Annotated in this window: 18 protein-coding genes; 6 read left to right on the plus strand and 12 right to left on the minus strand. The window is 73.1% G+C overall.

The features are described 5' to 3' along the window. Positions 1-665 precede the first annotated feature (665 nt). The 5 genes from pgm to OM98_RS06215 all read right to left on the minus strand — a co-directional run bounded on the left by pgm (position 666) and on the right by OM98_RS06215 (position 5,903). Complete coding sequence (gene pgm, locus OM98_RS06195; protein ID WP_010533733.1) at positions 666-2,303, minus strand: phosphoglucomutase (alpha-D-glucose-1,6-bisphosphate-dependent); 1,638 nt, start codon at positions 2,301-2,303, stop codon at positions 666-668. A gap of 192 nt (positions 2,304-2,495) precedes the next feature. After that, positions 2,496-3,323 (minus strand): hypothetical protein, encoded by an 828-nt coding sequence (locus tag OM98_RS06200; protein ID WP_010533734.1) that lies wholly within the window; start codon positions 3,321-3,323, stop codon positions 2,496-2,498. Between the two features lie 80 nt (positions 3,324-3,403). Next, positions 3,404-4,417, minus strand: a complete 1,014-nt coding sequence (locus tag OM98_RS06205) for an inorganic phosphate transporter (RefSeq protein ID WP_010533735.1) — start codon at positions 4,415-4,417, stop codon at positions 3,404-3,406. Next, positions 4,418-5,041, minus strand: coding sequence for a DUF47 domain-containing protein (locus OM98_RS06210; RefSeq protein WP_010533736.1), 624 nt, complete (start codon positions 5,039-5,041; stop codon positions 4,418-4,420). A gap of 232 nt (positions 5,042-5,273) precedes the next feature. Beyond that, a complete protein-coding gene (locus OM98_RS06215; RefSeq protein WP_033195058.1) occupies positions 5,274-5,903 on the minus strand; it encodes a hypothetical protein in 630 nt (209 codons plus the stop codon). A 77-nt stretch (positions 5,904-5,980) separates the two neighbouring features. On the opposite strand from OM98_RS06215, the gene OM98_RS06220 reads away from it, so the two are divergent. Together OM98_RS06220 and OM98_RS06225 are read left to right on the plus strand one after the other, a co-directional pair. Further along, positions 5,981-6,637, plus strand: coding sequence for a PH domain-containing protein (locus OM98_RS06220; protein ID WP_010533738.1), 657 nt, complete (start codon positions 5,981-5,983; stop codon positions 6,635-6,637). Positions 6,638-6,677: 40 nt separating this feature from the next. Beyond that, positions 6,678-7,286 (plus strand): DUF4126 domain-containing protein, encoded by a 609-nt coding sequence (locus OM98_RS06225; protein WP_010533739.1) that lies wholly within the window; start codon positions 6,678-6,680, stop codon positions 7,284-7,286. Between the two features lie 19 nt (positions 7,287-7,305). Here the strand turns inward: OM98_RS06225 and OM98_RS06230 are convergent, their stop codons facing one another. Further along, positions 7,306-7,986, minus strand: a complete 681-nt coding sequence (locus tag OM98_RS06230) for a hypothetical protein (protein ID WP_010533740.1) — start codon at positions 7,984-7,986, stop codon at positions 7,306-7,308. A gap of 214 nt (positions 7,987-8,200) precedes the next feature. On the opposite strand from OM98_RS06230, the gene OM98_RS06235 reads away from it, so the two are divergent. Then, positions 8,201-9,340, plus strand: a complete 1,140-nt coding sequence (locus OM98_RS06235) for an ROK family protein (RefSeq protein ID WP_010533741.1) — start codon at positions 8,201-8,203, stop codon at positions 9,338-9,340. A 50-nt stretch (positions 9,341-9,390) separates the two neighbouring features. Here OM98_RS06235 and OM98_RS06240 read toward each other — a convergent pair whose 3' ends face one another. From OM98_RS06240 to OM98_RS06255, 4 genes are read right to left on the minus strand one after another with little or no spacing between them, the layout of a single operon-like run. After that, positions 9,391-10,797, minus strand: coding sequence for an ABC transporter substrate-binding protein (locus OM98_RS06240; RefSeq protein WP_010533742.1), 1,407 nt, complete (start codon positions 10,795-10,797; stop codon positions 9,391-9,393). 10 nt (positions 10,798-10,807) lie between these two features. Beyond that, positions 10,808-11,752 carry a carbohydrate ABC transporter permease gene (locus tag OM98_RS06245; RefSeq protein ID WP_010533743.1) on the minus strand — a complete coding sequence of 315 codons (945 nt, stop codon included), beginning with the start codon at positions 11,750-11,752 and terminating at the stop codon, positions 10,808-10,810. Positions 11,753-11,767: 15 nt separating this feature from the next. Continuing rightward, positions 11,768-12,688, minus strand: a complete 921-nt coding sequence (locus OM98_RS06250) for a carbohydrate ABC transporter permease (protein WP_010533744.1) — start codon at positions 12,686-12,688, stop codon at positions 11,768-11,770. A gap of 37 nt (positions 12,689-12,725) precedes the next feature. Next, positions 12,726-15,053, minus strand: a complete 2,328-nt coding sequence (locus OM98_RS06255) for an alpha-galactosidase (protein ID WP_010533745.1) — start codon at positions 15,051-15,053, stop codon at positions 12,726-12,728. 302 nt (positions 15,054-15,355) lie between these two features. Between OM98_RS06255 and OM98_RS06260 the strand changes: the two genes are divergently transcribed. Then, positions 15,356-16,567, plus strand: coding sequence for a pyridoxal phosphate-dependent aminotransferase (locus OM98_RS06260; RefSeq protein WP_010533746.1), 1,212 nt, complete (start codon positions 15,356-15,358; stop codon positions 16,565-16,567). 381 nt (positions 16,568-16,948) lie between these two features. Here the strand turns inward: OM98_RS06260 and OM98_RS06265 are convergent, their stop codons facing one another. Continuing rightward, positions 16,949-17,338: a DUF1304 domain-containing protein gene (locus OM98_RS06265; RefSeq protein ID WP_010533747.1), complete on the minus strand. Its 390-nt coding sequence runs from the start codon at positions 17,336-17,338 to the stop codon at positions 16,949-16,951. 165 nt (positions 17,339-17,503) lie between these two features. On the opposite strand from OM98_RS06265, the gene OM98_RS06270 reads away from it, so the two are divergent. Both OM98_RS06270 and OM98_RS06275 read left to right on the plus strand, forming a co-directional pair. Beyond that, positions 17,504-18,097 (plus strand): TetR/AcrR family transcriptional regulator, encoded by a 594-nt coding sequence (locus tag OM98_RS06270; RefSeq protein WP_010533748.1) that lies wholly within the window; start codon positions 17,504-17,506, stop codon positions 18,095-18,097. 23 nt (positions 18,098-18,120) lie between these two features. After that, positions 18,121-18,543: an organic hydroperoxide resistance protein gene (locus OM98_RS06275; protein ID WP_010533749.1), complete on the plus strand. Its 423-nt coding sequence runs from the start codon at positions 18,121-18,123 to the stop codon at positions 18,541-18,543. A 215-nt stretch (positions 18,544-18,758) separates the two neighbouring features. On the opposite strand, the gene OM98_RS06280 is transcribed toward OM98_RS06275, so the two are convergent. Further along, positions 18,759-19,736 carry a zinc-binding dehydrogenase gene (locus OM98_RS06280; RefSeq protein WP_010533750.1) on the minus strand — a complete coding sequence of 326 codons (978 nt, stop codon included), beginning with the start codon at positions 19,734-19,736 and terminating at the stop codon, positions 18,759-18,761. Positions 19,737-19,748 lie beyond the last annotated feature (12 nt).

Here is a 19,748-nt window from a genome sequence, read left to right on the forward strand (position 1 = left end):
GGTCGAGGGCTCCGCCGCGGTCGAGGGCTCCGCCGAGGTCGAGGGCTCCGCCGAGGTCGAGGGCTCCGCCGAGGTCGAGGGCTCCGCCGAGGGCTCCGAGCCTACTGAATCGTGCTCTGAATCTGCGTCCGCTCCGCCGAGCGTGATCTCGACCTGGGCATCTACACCGCGTGACTCTTGGATGTCCTGCGTAGTGCCCTGGGTCTGCTCTGGCTCCTCGGTCCCGGCGAGGGCTGGGAGGCCGACGGTGGGGAGGGAGATGGCGAGGGCGGCGGTGCAGGCACACACGCGGGCACGCAGGCGCATAGGCGGCCACCCCCTCTCCGTGTGATTCCCGCGCGCGGGCGCGGGGCTTGGCGGCAGCACTCTCGGTGATCCGGCCGAGAAGCTTACCCGACGGACTCTTTACCTTCCCATTCATGGTGCGGGGGGTCGGGGGTGCCCGCAAGGGGGTGTGGAAACCGCCACGTCCGTGACGGCGTGCGGAGACGAGCGCTATCCGACGTGTTCCCGCTGGTCAGGGGACTCCGTCTGCGATACTGTCCGCGGACAGCGAAGCGGCGGGCGACCATGGGGTCGCCCGCCGCTGCGGGATCGGGGCGCCGGGGGCGTCCGCTTCGTCCGGCCCGGCCTCTCCTGTTATCCAGGATGCGGAACGAAACGTCTCAGTCTGCGAGCACTCCGTCGACCAGTTCCTTGGCCGCCTGCTGCACCTCGGCGAGGTGGTCCTCGCCGCGGAAGGACTCGGCATAGATCTTGTAGACGTCCTCCGTGCCGGAGGGGCGCGCCGCGAACCAGGAGGACTCGGTGGAGACCTTCAGGCCGCCGATCGCACCACCTGCGGGTGCCTCGGTGATCGCCGCGGTGATCGGCTCGCCGGCCAGCTCGGTGGCCGTCACCTGGTCGGCGCTCAGCGCCGCCAGCTTCGCCTTCTGATGGCGGTCCGCCGGGGCGTCGATGCGCGCGTAGGCGCTCTCGCCGAAGCGCTCCACCAGCTCCCCGTGGAGCTTGCTCGGCGAACGCCCCGTCACGGCCAGCATCTCGGAGGCCAGCAGCGCCAGGATGATGCCGTCCTTGTCGGTGGTCCAGACGCCACCGCCCTGGCGCAGGAACGAGGCGCCGGCGCTCTCCTCGCCGCCGAAGCCGACGGAGGAGTCGATCAGGCCCGGCACGAACCACTTGAAGCCCACCGGCACCTCGAACAGCTCCCGGCCCAGGTCCTTCACCACGTGATCGATCAGTGAGGAGGACACCACCGTCTTGCCGACCTTGGTGGAGGCCGGCCAGCCCGGACGGTGCGCGAACAGGTAGGTGATCGCGGCCGCGAGGTAGTGGTTGGGATTCATCAGCCCGGCGTCCGGGGTGACGATGCCATGGCGGTCCGAATCGGTGTCGTTGCCGGTGGCGATGTCGTACTCGGAGCGGCGCTCCAGCAGCGAGGCCATCGCCCAGGGGCTCGAGCAGTCCATCCGGATCTTGCCGTCGCGGTCCAGGGTCATGAAGGAGAACTGAGGGTCGACCTCAGGGTTGACCACCGTGAGGTCGAGGTCGTGCAGCTCCCCGATCATCGCCCAGTAGTCCACCGCGGCACCGCCCAGCGGATCCGCGCCGATCTTCACGCCGGCCTTGCGGATGGCCTCGATGTCCACCACGTCCGGCAGGTCGCGCACGTAGGTGTGCAGGTAGTCGTAGCGGCCCGCGTCCTGCAGCGCCTTCTGGCGACCGGTGCGGCGCACCCCCTGCAGGCCAGCGGCCAGCAGCTGGTTGGCGCGCTCCGCGATCCAGCCGGTGGCGTCCGAGCCGGCGGGGCCGCCGTGGGGCGGGTTGTACTTGAAGCCGCCGTCGCGGGGCGGGTTGTGGCTGGGGGTGACGACGATGCCGTCGGCCCGGCCCGGATCCTGCTCGGAGCGGCCCCGGTTGTGCACCAGGATCGCGTGGGAGACGGCCGGCGTGGGGGTGTAGCGGTCCGCCGAGTCGATCAGCACCGCCACGTCGTTGCCGGCCAGCACCTCGAGCGCGGTGTCGAAGGCGGGGCGGGAGAGGGCGTGGGTGTCGCGGCCGATGAACAGCGGGCCGTGGATGCCCTGCCCGTCGCGGTACTCGACGATGGCCTGGGTGGTCGCGGCGATGTGGTCCTCGTTGAACTTGGCATCCAGCGAGGAGCCGCGATGCCCCGAGGTGCCGAAGACGACCTGCTGGTCCGGATCATGGGGATCCGGGTGGAGGTCGTAGTAGGCGTCCAGGAGGGCGTCGACGTCGACGAGGTCCTCCGGAAGAGCCAGTTGTCCTGCGCGCGGGTGCATGCTCACCACTCCGTCCTCGGAATCGGGATCTTCCCGCCACTGTAGGCGCACAACCCCGGCGGCGCGCCGACGGAGGTCCATCCCTGAGACGGCCGGCCGCCGCCGGCCCGAACCGCGGCAGCGGAGGCCGGACGACCGCCGCCCCGGACGCGGGCGGCGTCCGGGGCGGCGGGGGAGGGGAGCGGTGGCGCGTCAGCGGCGCGAGCGCACCAGCTTCACGATCCCGACGATGACCAGGATCAGGCCGATCAGGCCCAGCACGATGCCGATCACGGGGCCGATGATCAGCGGCGCCGCGATGCCGAACAGGCTGTACGGGCCCAGGTAGCCGGGCGCCTCGGTGTCCGTGCAGGAGATGGTGATGGTGCCGCCGGTGGTGGAGACGACGCCGAGGGACTGCTCGTAGCTGGTGCCGTCGGGGAACTGCACGCTGCCGGAGGTGGGCACGGTGCTGACGCCGTCGCCCTCGGCGGTGCAGGTGGCCGAGGTGTCCTCGCTGGGCACGTAGACGATGACCATCTCGTTGGCCTCGAGCTGGATCTCCGCGGTGCCGCCCTCCATCGCGATCGGGCCCTCCATGGTGTCGCCCACCAGGGAGCTCATCGACCACACGATGCCGCCGATGAAGACGACGACGGAGACGACCAGCAGCACGATGCCGATCACCAGCGGCCACACGCCGCGACGCTTGCCCGGGGCGGCCGGGCCGCCGCCGTATCCGCCGGTCGGGGCGCCGTAGCCGGGCTGCGGGGAGGCGTAGCCGCCGTGGCCGGGCTGGGCGGGCACGTCCTGCGGGGCGTCGTAGCCCTGGTGGGACTGCGGGGCGGGGGAGCCGTAGGCGCCCTGGGGTGCGGGCGAGCCGTAGCCCTGCGGGGCGGGCTGGCCGTAGGCGCCCTGCTGCGGGGCGGGGGACCAGGACTGCTGGCCCTGCCCGGCGGCGGGGTCACCGGCCTGCGGGTCCGGGAGGCCGTAGCTGGGGCGTCGACGGGAGGCGCCGTCGCTCGGGTCGGCGTCGGTCATCGGGGCTCCTTCCGGGAGGGACAGGGCCAGGATATCCGTGCGCCCGGGCCGGGAACCCCCTCCTTCCGTCGGGGATCCGCTCAGACCAGATCCCGCAGGATGATCACCGCCACCAGGGCCATCACGGCCGTCGCCAGCGGCGTCAGCAGCCAGGTCAGGATCATCTGTCCGGCCACCGTCCAGCGCACGTGGCGGCGGCCGATCGCGGCCCCCGCCCCGACCACGGAGGCGCCGAGGGTGTGGGAGGTGGAGATCGGCATGTCGAAGCCCACCACCGCGAGGCCCAGCATCGCCGCGGCCGTCGACTCGGCGACCATGCCCTGCGCGGAGGACAGCGAGGTCAGCCGACGACCCAGGGTGCGGATGATGCGGTGCCCGCCGACCAGGGTGCCGGCCGCGACGGCCAGGGCCACCGGCAGCAGCATCACGGTGGCCGAGGCGGCGGGGATCCCCGCGGTGGCGCAGGCGATCACGACCAGGGCCAGCGGCAGCCGCGCATCGGACATGCCGTGCGCCGTGGCGACCGCGCCCGCGGAGACGGTCTGCGCGAAGCGGATCGGACCGATGCGCACCCGCTCCGAGCGGCCCAGGGCCAGCACCACGCGCATCACCGCGAAGCTCAGCACCGAGCCCAGCAGCGGCCCCAGCAGCGTCGCCCCCAGCAGCATCCCGATCACCACCGGCCACGCCTCATGGGCGCCGACGGCCAGGGAGGTGCCCATCGCGGCGCCGAAGAAGGCGTGCCAGGTCGAGGACGGCATCCCCAGCCACCAGGTGAGGATCTCCCAGGCCAGGGTCGCCAGGGTCATCACCACCAGCGCCCAGCCCAGCAGGTCCGCATCGCCCGCGGTGGCCTCCGCGACGTGGGTGAGTCCCAGCAGCCGCAGCGCCCAGTCGGCCGTGACCGTCACCGCCAGCAGCCCCAGCAGGGCCCCCAGCAGGTTCAGCAGCGCCGCCAGGCCGAGGGCCGCCCGCTCGCTGAGCGCCCGGGTGGAGATGGTGGTGGAGACCGCGTTGGAAGCGTCGTGGAAGCCGTTGACGTAGGCCAGGACCAGCGCGAGCAGCGCCACCAGCGCCAGCAGCAGCGGGGACACTCAGGCGTCCTTGACGCGCAGCAGATCCACGCGGCGCGCCGCCCGCTCCTGCAGGTCCACGGTGCGGGCGATGGAGGTGGTGACCTCCCGCAGCGGCACCAGGTCGGTGGCCGCGCCGCCCTGCTTGACCATCTCCGCCTGGGCCTGCCGGATCAGCCGGTCGCCCTGGCGCTTGATCTTCCGGGTCTGCGCGTACATCTCGTCGAGCTCCCGTACCCGGTCCAGCTTCCAGGTGGCCGTCACCATCACCTCGGCGGCCCGCTCCAGGCCCTTGGCGACCTCCAGCAGGGAGGTGGGCAGGCGGCCGACGCGGAACAGCACCAGCAGCTCGGCGGTGTTCTCCATCGCGTCCACCGCATCAGCCAGGGTGAGCGCGAGGTCGTACATCAGCTCGGCCTCGTAGGGCGTGATCAGGGAGTCCGAGAGCCGGTTGGCGATGCGGCGGCACTGCTCCTCGGCGCGGGTGGCGAGGTCGTGCAGTCGCGGTGCGAGCCGGGCCCGCTCCCGGTAGCCGTGGCCGAGCATCTTCGAGTGGACGTCGGCGGCCTGCACCTGCAGCTCCGCGAGTTCGGTGAACAGGGTGTTCATGGGGCGCTCGACGCGCCGGGGGAAGAGCTGCACCACGTCCCGACGCCTCCTCGCGCCCGGGGGCGCTGCGTTCGCCCGCGGCGCCCGACGGAGGGGCGCCCTGGAAGATTGATGCGCCGGACCGGGATGCGCCTGTCGGCGCGAAGGCCGCTCGAAGCGGCAAATGTTGGAGCCCGGGGCAACCGCGGCCCGACGCGGGAACCATTCTAGGCCACCGGGGCGGGACGATGCATCCTCGCGGACCGGATCACGGATGTGATCAGGCGCATCATTCCAGGTGGCCGGCCTCCGCGTGGCGCCCGGCCGCGACCAGCTCCTCGCCGGTGCGCAGCAGCCGGCTCGCCTGGGCGGTGAGCGTCGGATCGGGGTCGTCGTCGGCCAGGTGGGCGGTGCCGTGGGCGATGATCGTCGCCACCGAGCCGGCCCGGATCAGCGCCAGACCGAGGTCGCCGGTGAAGGCGCCGCGCAGGATGTCGTCCATCGTGCGGCGCACCTGGTCCACGTCCGGCGGCTCCGCGAAGCCCGCCAGGTACCGCAGCCCCGGCACGGTGCGGGCGCCGTCGCGGTAGCGCCGCACCACCTCGTCGCCGGAGCGCTGCACCCAGGTGTGCAGCACGTACAGCCGCCACAGGGCGCCGGGCAGGGAGGTCGCCGGGGAGGTCGACCACAGGGCCGCGAGGTCTCCGAGCCCCTCGGTCGTCGCCAGCGTAACCACCCGCTGCACCACCTCCGGGTCCGCGCTGTGGAACACCCCGTCCAGCAGCGCCGAGGCCGAGTCGTGCGCGAGATCGGTCGCGGTGGAGGGGTCCGGGGCGCCGGGGATCGCCTCGGCGGTGGCCGGGAACAGGGAGGCGGGGCGACGGAAGCGGGGGGTCTCGGAGGAGCCGGTGGCGGACATGACCTGCACGATACGACCCGCGGGGTGGTGAGTTCACCCCATCGCCCCCGGGGCCGGCGCCTCCCTAGCCTGCCGCCATGACCATCCCCCGGCAGTCCGGCGACGAGAACGGATCCCCGCGGCGCGCCCTGCCGGACTTCCGCCGCAGCGAGGCGACGGTGCAGCGGATGATCCGGGCGCTGGACGACCCCGAGGGGGCCTCCACGATGCGGCCCCGCCCCGAGGCGAGCCGCACCGTACTGCCCGCCCGGCGGGGGACGGAGACGGCGCTGCGGTCCGCAGGGGCCGCGCTCGCCCTCGGGCCCGCCGGTCTCCTGCTGCTGTTCGCGGCGGTTCTCCTGTGGCGGCTGGAGGACGGCCACTCGCCCGGCCTGGACCTGCTGATGGTGCTGGCCGGCATCGGGGGCATCGCCGCGCTGCTCGGGGTGGTGGGCCTGCGCCTGCTGCTGCTCGCGCTGGCCGCCGTCCGCTCGCGCCTCGAGCTCGGACAACAGCACCTCCTCGTGCAGGGGGCGCTGCGACGTCGACGCGTGGCCTGGCATGATGTGGCCGCGGTGGAGTCCCGGGTGTGGCACCCGGTGCACGGCCTCACCGCGGCGCTGCGGCTGCGCGACGGATCCCGCGTGATCCTGCCGGTGTTCGACCGCCCCTTCTGGGCGTCCGGCCGGCCCTCCTCGGAGGAGCTGCGCTCCCTGCGGCGACGGGTGCGGCGCCGCGCCGGACCCCGGCCCTGACGCTCCCGCGGGGCCGCCACCGGGATCGAGGAGGATCGACGTGGAAGCCCTGATGATGACGCTCGGCTCCGGCTGGGTGAGCGGCGTGCGCCCCTACTTCATGATCTTCCTGCTGGGGCTGACCGGGCGGGTGCTGGGCATCGAGCAGGTGCCCGCCGTGCTGCAGCGCACCGACGTGCTGGTGATCGCCGCGATCCTCCTGCTGGTGGACTTCGCGGCCGACAAGATCGCCTTCCTCGACTCCTTCTGGGACCAGCTGCACACGGTGATCCGCCCCGTCGCGGGCGGCGCCATCGGCTATCTGCTGGGCGGGGAGACCGACACCGGCACCGCGATCGTGATGGCCGTGATCGGCGCCGGGACCGCGCTGGGGGCCCACGCCGTCAAGGCCACCACCCGGGCCGCCGTGAACGTCTCCCCGGAGCCCGTCTCCAACGCCGTCGTCTCCGCGGGAGAGGACGTGGCGGTGCTGGGCATGGGCCTGCTCACCGTGCTGCTGCCGGCGCTGGCCGCGCTGCTCGCGTTGGTGCTGCTCGGCATCGGGGCGTTCCTCGTGGTCCGGGTGCACCGCACCTACCGGGGGCTGCGCGGCCGCCTCCGCGAGGCCCGCGCGGAAGCCCGCGCCGACCGGGGTCGGACCCTGCTCTGACCGGTCCGGGTCCGGCGGCTCAGGCGGTGACGGAGCTGGTGCCCGCCTCCCAGAGCGCGGCGACGGCGGGGCCCACCCGGTCGGGGGTGATGGGGGAGACCGCGAGCACGCCCTCGGCGTCCAGCGGCAGGTGCCCCGCCTGCCAGGAGCCGTCGGCCTCGACGTGGAACATCAGCGGGGTCTGCTCCTCGGGGGAGGTGACGTCGGTGCGTCGCAGCGAGACCGTGCGCTCGTGGCCCTCTTCCAGGAAGGCGGTGACCACGTCGGCGATCGAGGCGGGCACCTGCGCGGGATCCGGCAGGGCGGAGACCACGAAGGAGTCCAGCTCGTCCTGGGTGAGCATGAGGACGGCCTGGCCGGCCTTGACCACGAAGGCCATGCGCATCGCCTCGCCCTCGGTGAGCGCGAGGCCCAGCCAGCGGTCCGCACCGGTCAGCGCCGTCGCGATGACCTGGCACTCCTCACCGAGCAGCCACTGCCCGTCGGCCGAACGCTCCACCTTGCCGCGGGCCCGCAGACCCGAGGTGACCGCGGCGGTGACGAACTCCCGCGCCTCCTCGGGGGCGCTGCGCAGGCCCACCTGCTCGCGGGTGATGGTGCCCGCCTCGCTGGGCCGCAGGCCGAGCATGAAGTCCAGCTCGTAGGCGGTGTAGATGGTCGGATCGTCCTCGGCGCTGGCCCCGACGGTGCTCTGCGACATGTCCCGATGGTCCTCTCGATGGGTCACTCCGTGCTCGCCCGCCAGGATGTCAGAGACGCCTGGACGCGGGGACGGCGGGCGCGCGGCGTGGACGGGGCCCGGGTGGGGAGGACCACCGCCCCGCCCCCGTGAACCGTCGCGCCTCCGGTCGCGACCTGCGGCATCATGGCCTCACGGCTCCCGACCGCGGGGCCCGGACCGGAGGGAGGACCCGATGCCGACGAGCAGTCCCGTCGCCGCGCCCTCCTCGCCGAGCGCCGCCGAGGTGTACCGCGACCTGCTGCACCACGGGCCGCGTGCCCGCACCGACCTCGCCGCCGGACTGGGGCTCTCCGGCCCCACGATCACGCGCCTCACCCGGGAGATGCTCGACGGCGGCCTGCTGCGTGAGCTGCCGCCCGTGCCGCAGGCCAAGGGCCGCCCCCAGCAGCCGCTCGAGGTCGCCGAGGACCACGCCCGCTTCCTCGGCGTGAAGATCACCGCCGACTCCGTGCACGCCGCCGTCGTGACCGTGCGCGGGGAGCCCCTGGAGGAGCGCAGCGTCCCGCTGTCCCGCCCCGCCCCCGAGCTGGTGGAGGCCACCACCGCGGAGCTGTGCCGGGAGCTGCTGGCCGCCCATCCGCGGGTGGCGGGCGTCGGCGTCGGCATCGGCGCGCAGGTCGACGGCGCAGGCACCGTCGTCTCCTCCTCGATGCTGGGCTGGTCCCAGCCGGTCGCGCTCGGGCCTCGCCTGGAGGCGGCCCTCGGGGTGCCCGTCACCCTCGGCAACGACTTCCACGCCCTGCTGGAGGGGCTGGCCTGGTCCGGCCCCTCCCGCGGCCTGCGCTCCTTCGCCGTCGTCACCATCGGCGCCGGGGTGGGCGTCGGCAGCGTGCAGGACGGTCAGGTGCACCGGGGCCGCCGCCACCTGGCCGGCGTCACCGGCAGCCTGCCCACCATCACCCGGGACGGCCGCGGCCTCCCGCTGCGCGACCTCGCCAGCACCGCCCACGTGCTCGAGGCCGCCCGCGCCCGCGGCCTGGACCTCGACCCCGCCGGCGGCCTCGCCCCGCTGCTCGCCGCGGGGGCGGCGGGCGATGAGCGGGCGCTCGCCGTCGCCGCCGACGTCGCCCACGGCGTCGCCGTCGCCGGGGCCGGGCTGGTCGGTGTGCTGGACCCCGAGGCCCTCGTGCTGGGCGGGGAGGGCGTCGGGCTGCTGCGCCTGGACCCCGGCTTCGAGGACACCCTGCGCTCGCGCCTCTCCCGGGTGATGCGCGACGTGGACCTGCGCCTGCTGCCCGACGACTTCGACGACTGGGCCCGCGGTGCGGGCGTCCTGGCCGTCCGCCGTTTCATCGACGCTGCGGACGGCTGAGGCCGCCCCGCGAGCTCGTCGCGGGACGGTCTCCGATCGTCGCGGTCACCTCACTCGAACAGGGCGTTGACCTGCTCGTTGTACTCCGTGAAGGCGGAGGCGTCGGTCTGGCGCATCCACAGCCGGTCGATCACCGGCTGCAGGACCGAGGCGATCTGCGCCGCGTTCTCCACCAGCGGGTACAGGCCCGTCTCGCCCTGGTCCACCCGGTCGGTGAAGGGGGAGACCTCCAGGCCCTGCTCCTCGTAGGCGGCGACCGCGGCCTCGGTGCCCACCGGCGTGGAGGGGAACACCACGGCCCGACCGCCGATGATCTCCTGCGCATCCGGGGAGGCGAGGAAGGCCGCCAGCCGGGCCGCCTCCTCCGGGTGCTCGCTCTGCGCGGAGAGGGAGTCGCCCAGGCCGTTGAACATCGACATCGGGGTGCCGATGGGTCCGCGGGGCAGCGGGGCGATCCCGAGATCCACGCCCTCCAGGCTCGCGTAGGTGCCGATCATCCAGGAGCCCGCCACCGCGATCGCCGAGCTCCCGCCCTGCAGCTGGGTCTGGGCGGGGCTGGAGTCGCCGAACAGGCCGAAGGGCGGGAAGAAGCCCTTGTCGACCAGCCCGAAGTACCAGTCCAGGGTCTGCTGGAAGCGCTCGTCGTCGTAGCGGAAGCGGGTGCCCCAGGTGTCCTCCTCGGTGAAGAACCAGCCGGTGGACAGGGCGAAGGGGGACCAGGAGGTCTGGCCGGTGTAGTCGATGCCGGCGTCGGCCGCCATCCCGTACACGGCCACGTGCTCCGGGTCGAAGCCCTCCTCGTCGCCGCGCACCCCGTTCTCGTCGACGCTCAGGCGCGCCAGCACCCGCTCGAAGCTGCCGCCGTCCTCGGGGTTCCAGTCCAGGTCGGCCAGGTCCTCCGGGGTCAGCCCGGCCTCCTCGATCACCGTGCGGTCGTACATCAGGGCGATGGTGTCGAAGTCCTTGGGGACGCCGTAGAGCAGGCCGTCCTGCCCGGTCCACAGCTCCCGCAGGCCCTCCTGGAAGGTGCCCTCCTCCAGGGCCGCGACCTCCGGGTACTCCCCGAGCGGCGCGATCACGCCGAGCCGCAGGAACTCGGGGTAGCGGCCCAGGTGATCGGTGAACAGGTCCGGGCCGGCCTCGGCGACGAAGCTCGCGGTGAGCTTTGTCCAGTAGTCGTCCCAGCCCATCTGGGTGATCCGCACCCTGATGTCGGGGTTCTGTGCCATGAACAGGTCGATGGCTTCGGCGTAGCCCGGCAGCTGGTTGGCGTCCCACAGCCAATAGTCCAGCTCCACGGTGCCCTCGGCGGCGGCGCTGCCGCAGGAGGTGAGGGTGCCGGCCCCGGCGGCGGCCGCGAGGGCCGCGGCGGTGCCGGTCAGGACCCGACGTCGCGGTGGCCGCGGTGATCCCAGGGTGGATCGGGTCGGGGTGTCGGGGGTGTGTCGTCGTGTCATCGTCGGTGCCTCACTTGATCCCGCTGAAGCCGATGGAGTTCACGATCCGCTTCGCGAAGACCGCGAAGAGGATCAGCATGGGGGCGGCCGCGACCAGGGTGGCGGCCATCAGCCCCGCCCAGTCGGTGCCGGACTGCGGCGACTGCGCCCGGAACACCGCGAGCGCCACGGTGAGCACCCGGGAGGAGTCCGTGTAGGAGACCATCAGCGCCCAGAAGTACTCGTTCCAGGCGGTCATGTAGGTCAGCAGCGCCAGGGTCGCCATCGGGGCGCCCGCCATCGGCAGGATCAGGGTGAAGAACACCCGCACCTTGCTGGCGCCGTCGATGAGCGCGGCCTCCTCCACCTCGCGGGAGATGTTGTTGAAGAACTGCCGCAGGAAGAAGATCGCGAAGGGCGAGATGAACAGCGTCGGCAACATGATGCCGACCAGGGTGTCCACCAGGTGCAGGTTCTTGATCAGGATGAAGTTGGGCAGCAGCGTGAAGATCTGGGGGATCATCATCGCGCCCAGGAAGATCAGGAACACGGTGTCGCGGCCCTTCCAGCGCAGCCGGGAGAAGGCGTAGGCCGCCATCGCGCAGGAGAAGGTCTGCACCACGGTGATCGTGGTCGCCACGATCACCGAGTTCAGCAGGTAGCGCCAGAAGTTGATGGAGGCGCCGGAGCCGCCCTGGGCGACGGCCTCCTCGACCGACTGCAGGCCGAAGACCCGCTCGAAGCCGCCGGCGGAGAAGCCGACGGGCAGCAGGCTGGTGGGGTCGGTCGCGAGCGCCGTGTTCGAGCTCAGCGCGGTGCGCAGCATCCAGTAGAAGGGGAACAGCGTCACCACCAGGATCACGATCATCACGATCCAGGCGATCACGCGGCCGGGCGTCAGGCGGCGCCGGCGACGGGGCTCCGGGGGAGCGGGGGCGGTGGCGGCCGGGTCGGCCGCGGCGGTGGTCGTCGTCATCACGGGTCTCCTCCCTCAGTCCAGGTCCGACTGCCCGGCCCGGCTGAGCCAGTACTGGGCGAAGGTGATGACCATGAGGATCAGCAGCAGCGCCACCGACAGGGCCGAGGCGTAGCCGAACTCGTACTGCGCGAAGGCGTTCTCGTAGATGTACATCTGGAGGACCTTGGAGGCGTCGGCGGGGCCACCCTGGGTGGTCACCGAGACCGTGTCGAATACCTGGAAGCTGCCGATGATCGTCATGATCAGCACCAGTGCCAGGATCGGCCGCAGCAGCGGCAGGGTGATGCGGCGGAACATCGCCAGCTCCCCGGCACCCTCGGTGCGGGCCGCCTCGTAGAGCTGCTCGGGGATCGACTGCAGCCCCGCGAACAGCAGCAGCGCCGTGTAGCCCATGTGCCGCCACACGTTCACCAGCGCGATCGTCGGGATCACCCAGGACTCGTTGGCCCAGAAGGAGATCGGGTCCACGCCCAGCCCCTGCAGCGCCAGGTTCACGATGCCGAGCTGCGAGTCCAGCAGCCAGAGGAACACGATCGCGGCCACCACGTTCGAGACCAGGTACGGGGCCAGCACCAGCGAGCGCAGCCAGGTGGACTGGGTGAGCCGCTGCATCAGCACCGCGATCAGCAGCGCCGCCACCGTCTGCACGCCGATGTTGATCAGCACGTACACCACGGTCACCCGCAGCGAGGTCCAGAAGACCGGGTCCGCCAGCAGGGTGCGGTAGTTCTCCAGCCCCACCCACTGCGGCGGGGTGAGGATCGCGTACTCGGTGAAGGAGTAGTACAGCCCGGTCAGCAGCGGCCAGACCAGGAAGACGAGCAGGCCGATGCTCGCGGGCAGGATGAACAGCAGGGCCAGGCGGGTGTCGTCGCGGCGGCGTCGTCGTGGGGGCGCGGCCGCCGCGGGGCGGGGCGGGGCGGTGGTGGACATCGTCGTCCTCTCGTGTGGTTCCGTGATGGGGCGGGAGTCAGGGGGTGGGGGCGTCCCCCAGCGCGGTGACCTCGAGCAGCACGGCCGTCTCGGGCCACATCACGGGGGCGGTGACGCCGGCGTGCACGAGCACGGAGCCGGGCAGGTCGACGTGCTCCACGAGCGGCGCGGAGGGGATGCCGGGGTGCATGGCGTCGGTCGCGGGGTCGGCGTCGGCGCGGGCCCAGGCGGGCCAGGCCAGCCCCTGGGGGCGCTCACCGGGCTCGAGGATCCGCAGCCGGTAGCGGCGGGCCGGGTCGAGGCCGGGCAGGCGCAGCCGGCCGACGGGGGAGAGGTCCGTGGTGTCCACCGCGGTGACGGTGTAGAGGGCGTGGTCGCGGGCGGGGGAGAGCACGCCGGTGATCCACAGGGCGTCCTGGCCGCGGTCGGCGCGCACCAGGTCGCCGGTCAGCAGCAACGGGCGCAGCCGCTTGTAGAGGGTGATCCACTCGCGCAGCTCGGCGAGCTCCGCCGCGGAGGCACGGGCCAGGTCCCATTCGATGCCGAGATGGCCCAGCAGGGCGCTCGCGGCGCGGAAGCCCAGGCTGTGCAGGCGGCCGGTGGTGTGGGAGCCGCCGGAGGCGATATGGCTGCCCATCATCTCCAGCGGCACCAGCTGGCTGGTCCAGCGGTTCATCTGCGCCCGCTCCAGCGGGTCGATGCAGTCCGAGACCCAGATGCGGTCGGTGCGCTCCAGCACGCCGAGGTCGACGCGCGCGCCGCCGGAGGAGCAGGACTCGATCTCCAGGCCGGGGTGCGCGGCCTCCAGGGCGTCCAGCAGACGGTAGACGGCCTCGGTCTGCGCGTGGGTGGCGGCGGCGCCGGTGGCCTGGGTGGCGGCCTCGATGAGGTCCCGGTTGTGGTCCCACTTGAGGTAGGCGATGTCGTACTCGCGCAGCAGCGCGTCCATCTGGGTGAACACGTGGTCGAAGGCGCCGGGGATCGCGAGGTTCAGCACCTGCTGGTGGCGGGACTCGAGGGGCATCCGCTCGGGGGAGGGCGCCATGACCCAGTCGGGGTGGGCGCGGGCGAGGTCCGAGTCGGGGTTGATCATCTCCGGTTCGAACCAGAGGCCGAACTGCATCCTGCGGGCGGTGACGTGATCGATCAGCGGGCCGAGGCCGCGGGGCCACATCTCCTCGGAGACCACCCAGTCGCCCAGGCCCGAGGTGTCGTCGCGGCGGGAGCCGAACCAGCCGTCGTCCAGCACGAAGCGCTCCACGCCGAGGTCGGCGGCGCGGTCGGCGAGGTCGGTGAGGCGGTCGAGGTCGTGGTCGAAGTAGACGGCCTCCCAGACGTTCAGGGTGACGGGCCGTTCGGCGTCCACGGCGCGGCGGCCACTCCAGGTGGCGCGGTCGCGCAGGTGGGCGTGGAAGCGGTGGGCGATCGGGTCCAGGCCCGCCGCGGAGTGCGCGCCGTACACCCAGGGGGAGGCGTAGGCGGCGCCCGGGGCCAGGCGGCCCTCGCCGGGCAGCAGCAGCTCCCCGCCGCCGATCACCTGCACGCCGCTGGACAGGCGTTCGGCGAGGTGCAGGTGGTTGCCGGAGAAGGCGGTGTGCACGGCCCAGACCTCGCCGGTGTGGAAGTCGAAGCCCGCGGTGCCCAGGTGCAGCAGGTGGGCGGCGTCGGGGCCGGTGCGGCCGCGGCGGTTCTCCCGCAGGTGGGTCCCGGTGACCATGGCGTGCCGCTGCGGGGTGCGCTCCTTGGTCCAGCGGCCGGCGAAGTCGAGCACCTCGGTGGCATCCAGCGGCACCGGCAGCACGGTGACCAGGTCCTGCACCGTGTACGGCGTCGCGCCGGTGTTGGTGACGGTGGCGCGGCTGCGCAGCAGGCCGCTGGGCAGCAGCTCCAGGTCCAGGGCGACGGCCAGGCCGTTCGCGGGGTCCTCGAGGTGGCAGCGCAGCCGGGCGGGGCCGCTCGCGGTGAAGGCGGCGGTGACCGGCTCGACGTTCTCCTCGCCGGGGACGGCCAGGTCCAGCCCGGTGGTGGTCAGGCGCGGGGCGAAGCCGGAGCCGTCGTCGCGGGCGCCGGAGAGGCCGGGTCGGCCCAGCCAGCCGTCGGCGTTCTGGGGGAGGACGCCGACGCGCAGCGGCACGTCGGGGGCGTTGTGGGGGATGGCGGGGGTGGCGACGGCGGCGAGGGCCCGGGCTGTCGGCTCGTCGAGCGCGCCGAGGTCGCTGCCCCAGTGCAGGATCGCGGGGATCCGCCCACCGGTCACGTCGAGCAGCACGGAGACGCCCGCCGCGCGCAGGTGCACGCGCTGGGTGGGGCCGGTGGCCTCGGCGCGGGGATCGGCGGCCGGGAGGAGCGGGGAGGCAGCGGGCATGCGGGGGAGTCCTCGTCGTCTGGGGCGGTGCGGTGCGGGGCGGGGCGGGCCGGGTGGTGTGGGGGCGGGGTCGGCGGTGATCCGGGTGTCGGCGGGAGGGATCGTCGTCGGGGCATCGGTGACCCGTCCCGGCGTAGACGGTCAGCATCGCCCGTGGTTACTTACGCGCCGAAAGTAATACCGCTGGGCGGTCACGTCAAGGGGTACGCCCGGTGCGGGGATAGCCTGGGCCGGTCCCGCGCACGGCGCGCGGGTCCGCGGCGCCCCGTCGGGGGTGTCCGGCCGGTCGAAGGAGAGGCCCGATGTTCTTCACCCAGTCCTCGAAGCTGCGCGACGTCTGCTACGAGATCCGAGGACCGGTGCCCGCCGAGGCAGCCCGCATGGAGGCCGAGGGGCACAAGATCATCAAGCTGAACATCGGCAACCCCGCCCCCTTCGGCTTCGAGGCGCCCGACGAGATCCTCGTCGACATGATCCGCAGCCTGCCCACCGCGCAGGGCTACTCCGACTCCCGCGGCATCCCCGCCGCCCGCCGCGCGGTCGCGCAGTACTACCAGACCCTCGGCATGCCCGGCATGGAGCTGGACGACATCTACCTCGGCAACGGCGTCTCCGAGCTGATCCAGATGACCTGCCAGGCCCTCGTGGACGACGGCGACGAGGTGCTCGTGCCCTCCCCGGACTACCCGCTGTGGACCGCCTCGGTCGCGCTCGCCGGCGGCCGCGCCGTGCACTACCGCTGCGACGAGGAGCAGGACTGGCAGCCCGACGTCAGCGATATCGCCGACAAGGTCACCCCCCGCACCAAGGCCATCGTCGTCATCAACCCCAACAACCCCACCGGCGCGGTCTACCCCGAGCCGGTGCTGCGCGAGATCGTCGAGGTGGCCCGCAAGCACGGCCTGATGATCCTGGCCGACGAGATCTACGACAAGATCCTCTACGACGACGCCGTGCACACCCCCATCGCGCGCCTCGCCCCCGACCTGCTCTCCATCACCTTCAACGGGCTCTCCAAGGCCTACCGGGTGGCGGGCTTCCGGGCCGGCTGGATGGCGCTGTACGGTCCGAAGGAGGAGGCGGCCAGCTTCATCGAGGGTCTGGACGTGCTCTCGAACATGCGGCTGTGCCCGAACGTCCCCGCCCAGCACGTGGTGGCGACGGCGCTCGGCGGGTACCAGTCCGTGCACGAGCTGCTGCTGCCCGGCGGTCGCCTGCGCGAGCAGCGCGACGTGGCTTACGAGGGTCTCAGCGCGATCGACGGCGTGGACGTGGTCAAGGCCCAGGGTGCGCTGTACATGTTCCCGAAGGTCGACCGCGAGATGTACCGCATGGAGGACGACGAGCAGTTCGCCTACGACCTGCTGCGCTCGAAGAAGCTGCTGGTCACGCACGGCTCCGGCTTCAACTACCCGACCCCCGACCACTTCCGCCTGGTCACCCTGCCTGGCGTGGACCTGCTCGAGGACGCGGTCGACCGCATCGCCGACCATCTCGCCTCCATCCGCCGCTGACGGGCGGGGCCGGGCGCCTCGGGGCGCGCGGCCTCATCCGCGCCCGGCCTCGTGGGCGGTCTGCTTCGCCCGTGCGCGCCCGGCCGCCCGCCGCCCGTGCACCGCGCCCGGCCTCCTGGGTGGGACCCATCCGGGGCCGCCTTCTCGCGCTTTTGTGCGCTCATGAACCGTGCACGGTTCGTGAGCGCACAAAGGTCAAAAGGTCGGGGGCGCGGTGCGGAGCGTCGGCCGGATCGGTGGCGCCGGGGCCGCACACTATTCATCGCCTCACTTCCATTGGTGGAAGTGAGACGGTGAAAAGTTCGTCCGGGGCGTCCGGGGCGTCCGGGGCGTCCGGGGCGACCGAGGTGCCGGTGCCCGGTGCCCGGTGTGCGGTCCGGGTCAGAGGGCGAGGGCGAGGAGGCTCGTGATCACCGCGAGGAGGGGGAGGGTGCCCTGCTTGATCGCAGCGGAGCGGTGGGCGCGGGAGCTCAGCAGCAGCACGGTCGCGGCCGCGAGCATCGCGCCGGTGCCCGCGAGGATCAGGGTGAGGCCCACGGTGGTCGCGCCCAGCAGCGCCGCCACCGCGCCGGCCGCCGCCATGATGCCGAGGAACAGGTTGTAGAAGCCCTGGTTGAAGGCCATCTCCTTCGTCGCGGCGACCTCCTGGGCGGACTGCTCGCCGAAGATCGCCTGGGCGGCGGGGGAGCCCCACACCAGCGACTCGAGGCGGAAGATCACCGCGTGCAGCGCGGCGGCGGCGAGGGCGAGGACGGCGGCGAGGATCAGCACGGTGGGGCTCCAAGGGGATTGAGGGTGATGCTCTGGCGAGGTGCCGCGCGTGGCGGGTGCGGCGAGCACGCCGATGTGGCGGACGGATCAGGCGCGAGACTTTTGTGAAACGCTCACTCCACTATAGTCTGGTCGGGCACCGTCACCGACAGGCAAGGATGTGAGATGGGCAGGCTCCCCCGCTTCGAGACCGCCGCGGTGGTCTCCTCCGCCCGCGAGCTGTTCTGGCGCGAGGGCTACGAGGGCGCCTCCGTGTCCGCCCTGCAGCAGGCCACCGGCCTGAACTCCTCGAGCATCTACCACGCCTTCGGCTCCAAGCGCGGCCTGTTCGATGCCGCCATCGAGGACTACCTCGCGAGCGTCGTGCGTCCGGGCCTGGCCCGGCTGCGCGCCGAGCAGGTGGATCCCGAGGCGATCGTCGACTACCTCGCCACCGTGCGCGAGCTGGTGCTCGACCCCGCCGGGCACACCCTGCCCGACGGCTGCCTGCTGGTGAACACCGCCTGCTCCGGGATCGCCCGCGACCCCGAGGTGGCCGCCGTGGTCTCCGCCTACCGCTCCGAGCTCGCCGAGTCCTTCGGGCGCGGCATCGCGGCGCGGTTCCCGGAGGCCTCCGCGGCCGACCGCGAGCACCTCACCCGGACCTGCGTGGCCTCCCTGGTCGCCGCGCTGGCCCTCACCCGGGTGGACGGCGAGGCGGCGGCCGGGTTCCTGGAATCCGCGCTCGCCCTGCTCCGCCGCCCGCACCCCATCGCCTGACCATCCAACGGAAGGACACCACCATGAGCACGCTCTACTCCACCGAGGCCCTCGCCACCGGCGCCGGCCGCGACGGCCACGTCGAGGTCGCCGAGTCCGACCTCGCCTTCGACCTCGCCATCCCGGTCGCCATGGGCGGCTCCGGCAAGGGCGCCAACCCCGAGCAGCTCTTCGCTGCCGGCTACTCCGCCTGCTTCCACTCCGCGCTGCAGATGGTCGCCCGCCAGAAGAAGGTCTCCATCGAGGGCTCGAGCGTCGGCGCCCGCGTGTCCATCAACCCCACCGACGAGGGCGGCTTCTCCCTCGCCGTGGACCTCGAGGTGGTCATCCCCGAGCTGGACCACGACACCGCCCAGCAGCTGGCGGAGGCCGCCCACCAGGTGTGCCCCTATTCCAACGCCACCCGGGGCAACATTCCGGTGAACGTCTCCGTCTCCGACGACTGACCCCGGTCGGGGGCACCTGTCCACCCGGATCATCCAGGCGGCAGGCGACGTGCATCGTGCACGCCACCTGCCGCCTGCCTGTGTCGGATGGACGCCGTCGTGCCTCAACCGGGCTTCAGGGTGCGTTCGGGTGTCGGGGACCGGGCACCGGGTGCCGGACAGGCCGCGGCCCCGGCGGAACTGATCCGCCGGGGCCGCGCATCACGCGATGGCGCTCAGGGGCGCAGCAGCACCTTGCCGCCGCGGGCGTCGCCCAGGGTGGCGCGGACGGCCTCGGCGGCCTCCTCGAGGGGGTAGGTGGCCGCGACCGGGAGGGTGGCCTCGCCGCTGAGCAGGCGGGTGATGATCTCCCGCATCAGCTCGGCGCGGTGGGCGGGCTCCATCTCGGCGGAGACCCGGGCGCCCCAGAAGCCCTCGACGGTGAGGCCGCGGAAGATGATCGGGCCCGAGGGCAGCGCCATCGTGGAGGCGGCCATCGCGCCGAAGACGACCAGGCGGCCGCCGTCGCTGAGCAGGTTCAGCACCTGGGTGGCGGCCTCGCCGCCCACGGAGTCCAGGCCCACCCGCACGGTGCCCTCGCCGATCAGCTCCCGGGCGCGGTCCTCCCAGCCCTCGGTGTCGGTGGCGACCACGTCGGTGATGCCCTGGGCGGCCAGCTCCTCCACGCCGCTCTCGCGGCGGGCCAGGCCGATCACGCGCACCCCGCGGGCCACGGCGAACTGCGCCAGCAGGCGGCCCACGGCGCCGGTGGCGGCGTTCTGCACCAGCACGTCCCCGGCCTCGAGGTCCAGGAAGTCCAGCAGGGAGACGGCGCTGAAGGGCATCGCCACCAGCTGGGCGGCGGCCTCGTCCGGCAGGGCGTCGGGCAGCGGGACGGCCGCGGCGGCCGGGGCGGTGAAGCGCTCGGACCAGGCACCGGGGGCGGAGGCCACGGCCACGCGCTGGCCGACCTCGAGGCCCTCCACGCCCTCACCGAGCTCCTCGATGATCGCGACGGCCTCGCTGCCGGGGCGGGCCGGGAGCTCGGGCTCCACACCGTAGCTGCCGCGCATGGTCCACAGGTCGTGGTGGTGGATCGGGGCCAGCAGGGTGCGCAGCAGCAGTTCGCCGGCGGCGGGGCGGGGGTCCTCGACCTCGCGCACGGTGATGACCTCGGCCGGATCGCCGAAGGTGTCGTGGATGAGGGTGCGCATGGCGCCTCCTTC

The sequence above is a fragment of the Brachybacterium squillarum M-6-3 genome, assembly GCF_000225825.1.
In the GTDB taxonomy this organism is placed as follows: Bacteria; Actinomycetota; Actinomycetes; order Actinomycetales; family Dermabacteraceae; genus Brachybacterium; species Brachybacterium squillarum.

Coding starts and splice junctions, on each gene's coding strand:
- OM98_RS06250 (WP_010533744.1), bottom strand. CDS start 12,688: ATGTCCACCACCGCCCCGCCCCGCCCCGCGGCGGCCGCGCCCCCACGA.
- OM98_RS06220 (WP_010533738.1), top strand. CDS start 5,981: ATGACCATCCCCCGGCAGTCCGGCGACGAGAACGGATCCCCGCGGCGC.
- OM98_RS06215 (WP_033195058.1), bottom strand. CDS start 5,903: ATGTCCGCCACCGGCTCCTCCGAGACCCCCCGCTTCCGTCGCCCCGCC.
- OM98_RS06245 (WP_010533743.1), bottom strand. CDS start 11,752: ATGACGACGACCACCGCCGCGGCCGACCCGGCCGCCACCGCCCCCGCT.
- pgm (WP_010533733.1), bottom strand. CDS start 2,303: ATGCACCCGCGCGCAGGACAACTGGCTCTTCCGGAGGACCTCGTCGAC.
- OM98_RS06235 (WP_010533741.1), top strand. CDS start 8,201: ATGCCGACGAGCAGTCCCGTCGCCGCGCCCTCCTCGCCGAGCGCCGCC.
- OM98_RS06275 (WP_010533749.1), top strand. CDS start 18,121: ATGAGCACGCTCTACTCCACCGAGGCCCTCGCCACCGGCGCCGGCCGC.
- OM98_RS06260 (WP_010533746.1), top strand. CDS start 15,356: ATGTTCTTCACCCAGTCCTCGAAGCTGCGCGACGTCTGCTACGAGATC.
- OM98_RS06230 (WP_010533740.1), bottom strand. CDS start 7,986: ATGTCGCAGAGCACCGTCGGGGCCAGCGCCGAGGACGATCCGACCATC.
- OM98_RS06255 (WP_010533745.1), bottom strand. CDS start 15,053: ATGCCCGCTGCCTCCCCGCTCCTCCCGGCCGCCGATCCCCGCGCCGAG.
- OM98_RS06270 (WP_010533748.1), top strand. CDS start 17,504: ATGGGCAGGCTCCCCCGCTTCGAGACCGCCGCGGTGGTCTCCTCCGCC.
- OM98_RS06240 (WP_010533742.1), bottom strand. CDS start 10,797: ATGACACGACGACACACCCCCGACACCCCGACCCGATCCACCCTGGGA.
- OM98_RS06280 (WP_010533750.1), bottom strand. CDS start 19,736: ATGCGCACCCTCATCCACGACACCTTCGGCGATCCGGCCGAGGTCATC.
- OM98_RS06200 (WP_010533734.1), bottom strand. CDS start 3,323: ATGACCGACGCCGACCCGAGCGACGGCGCCTCCCGTCGACGCCCCAGC.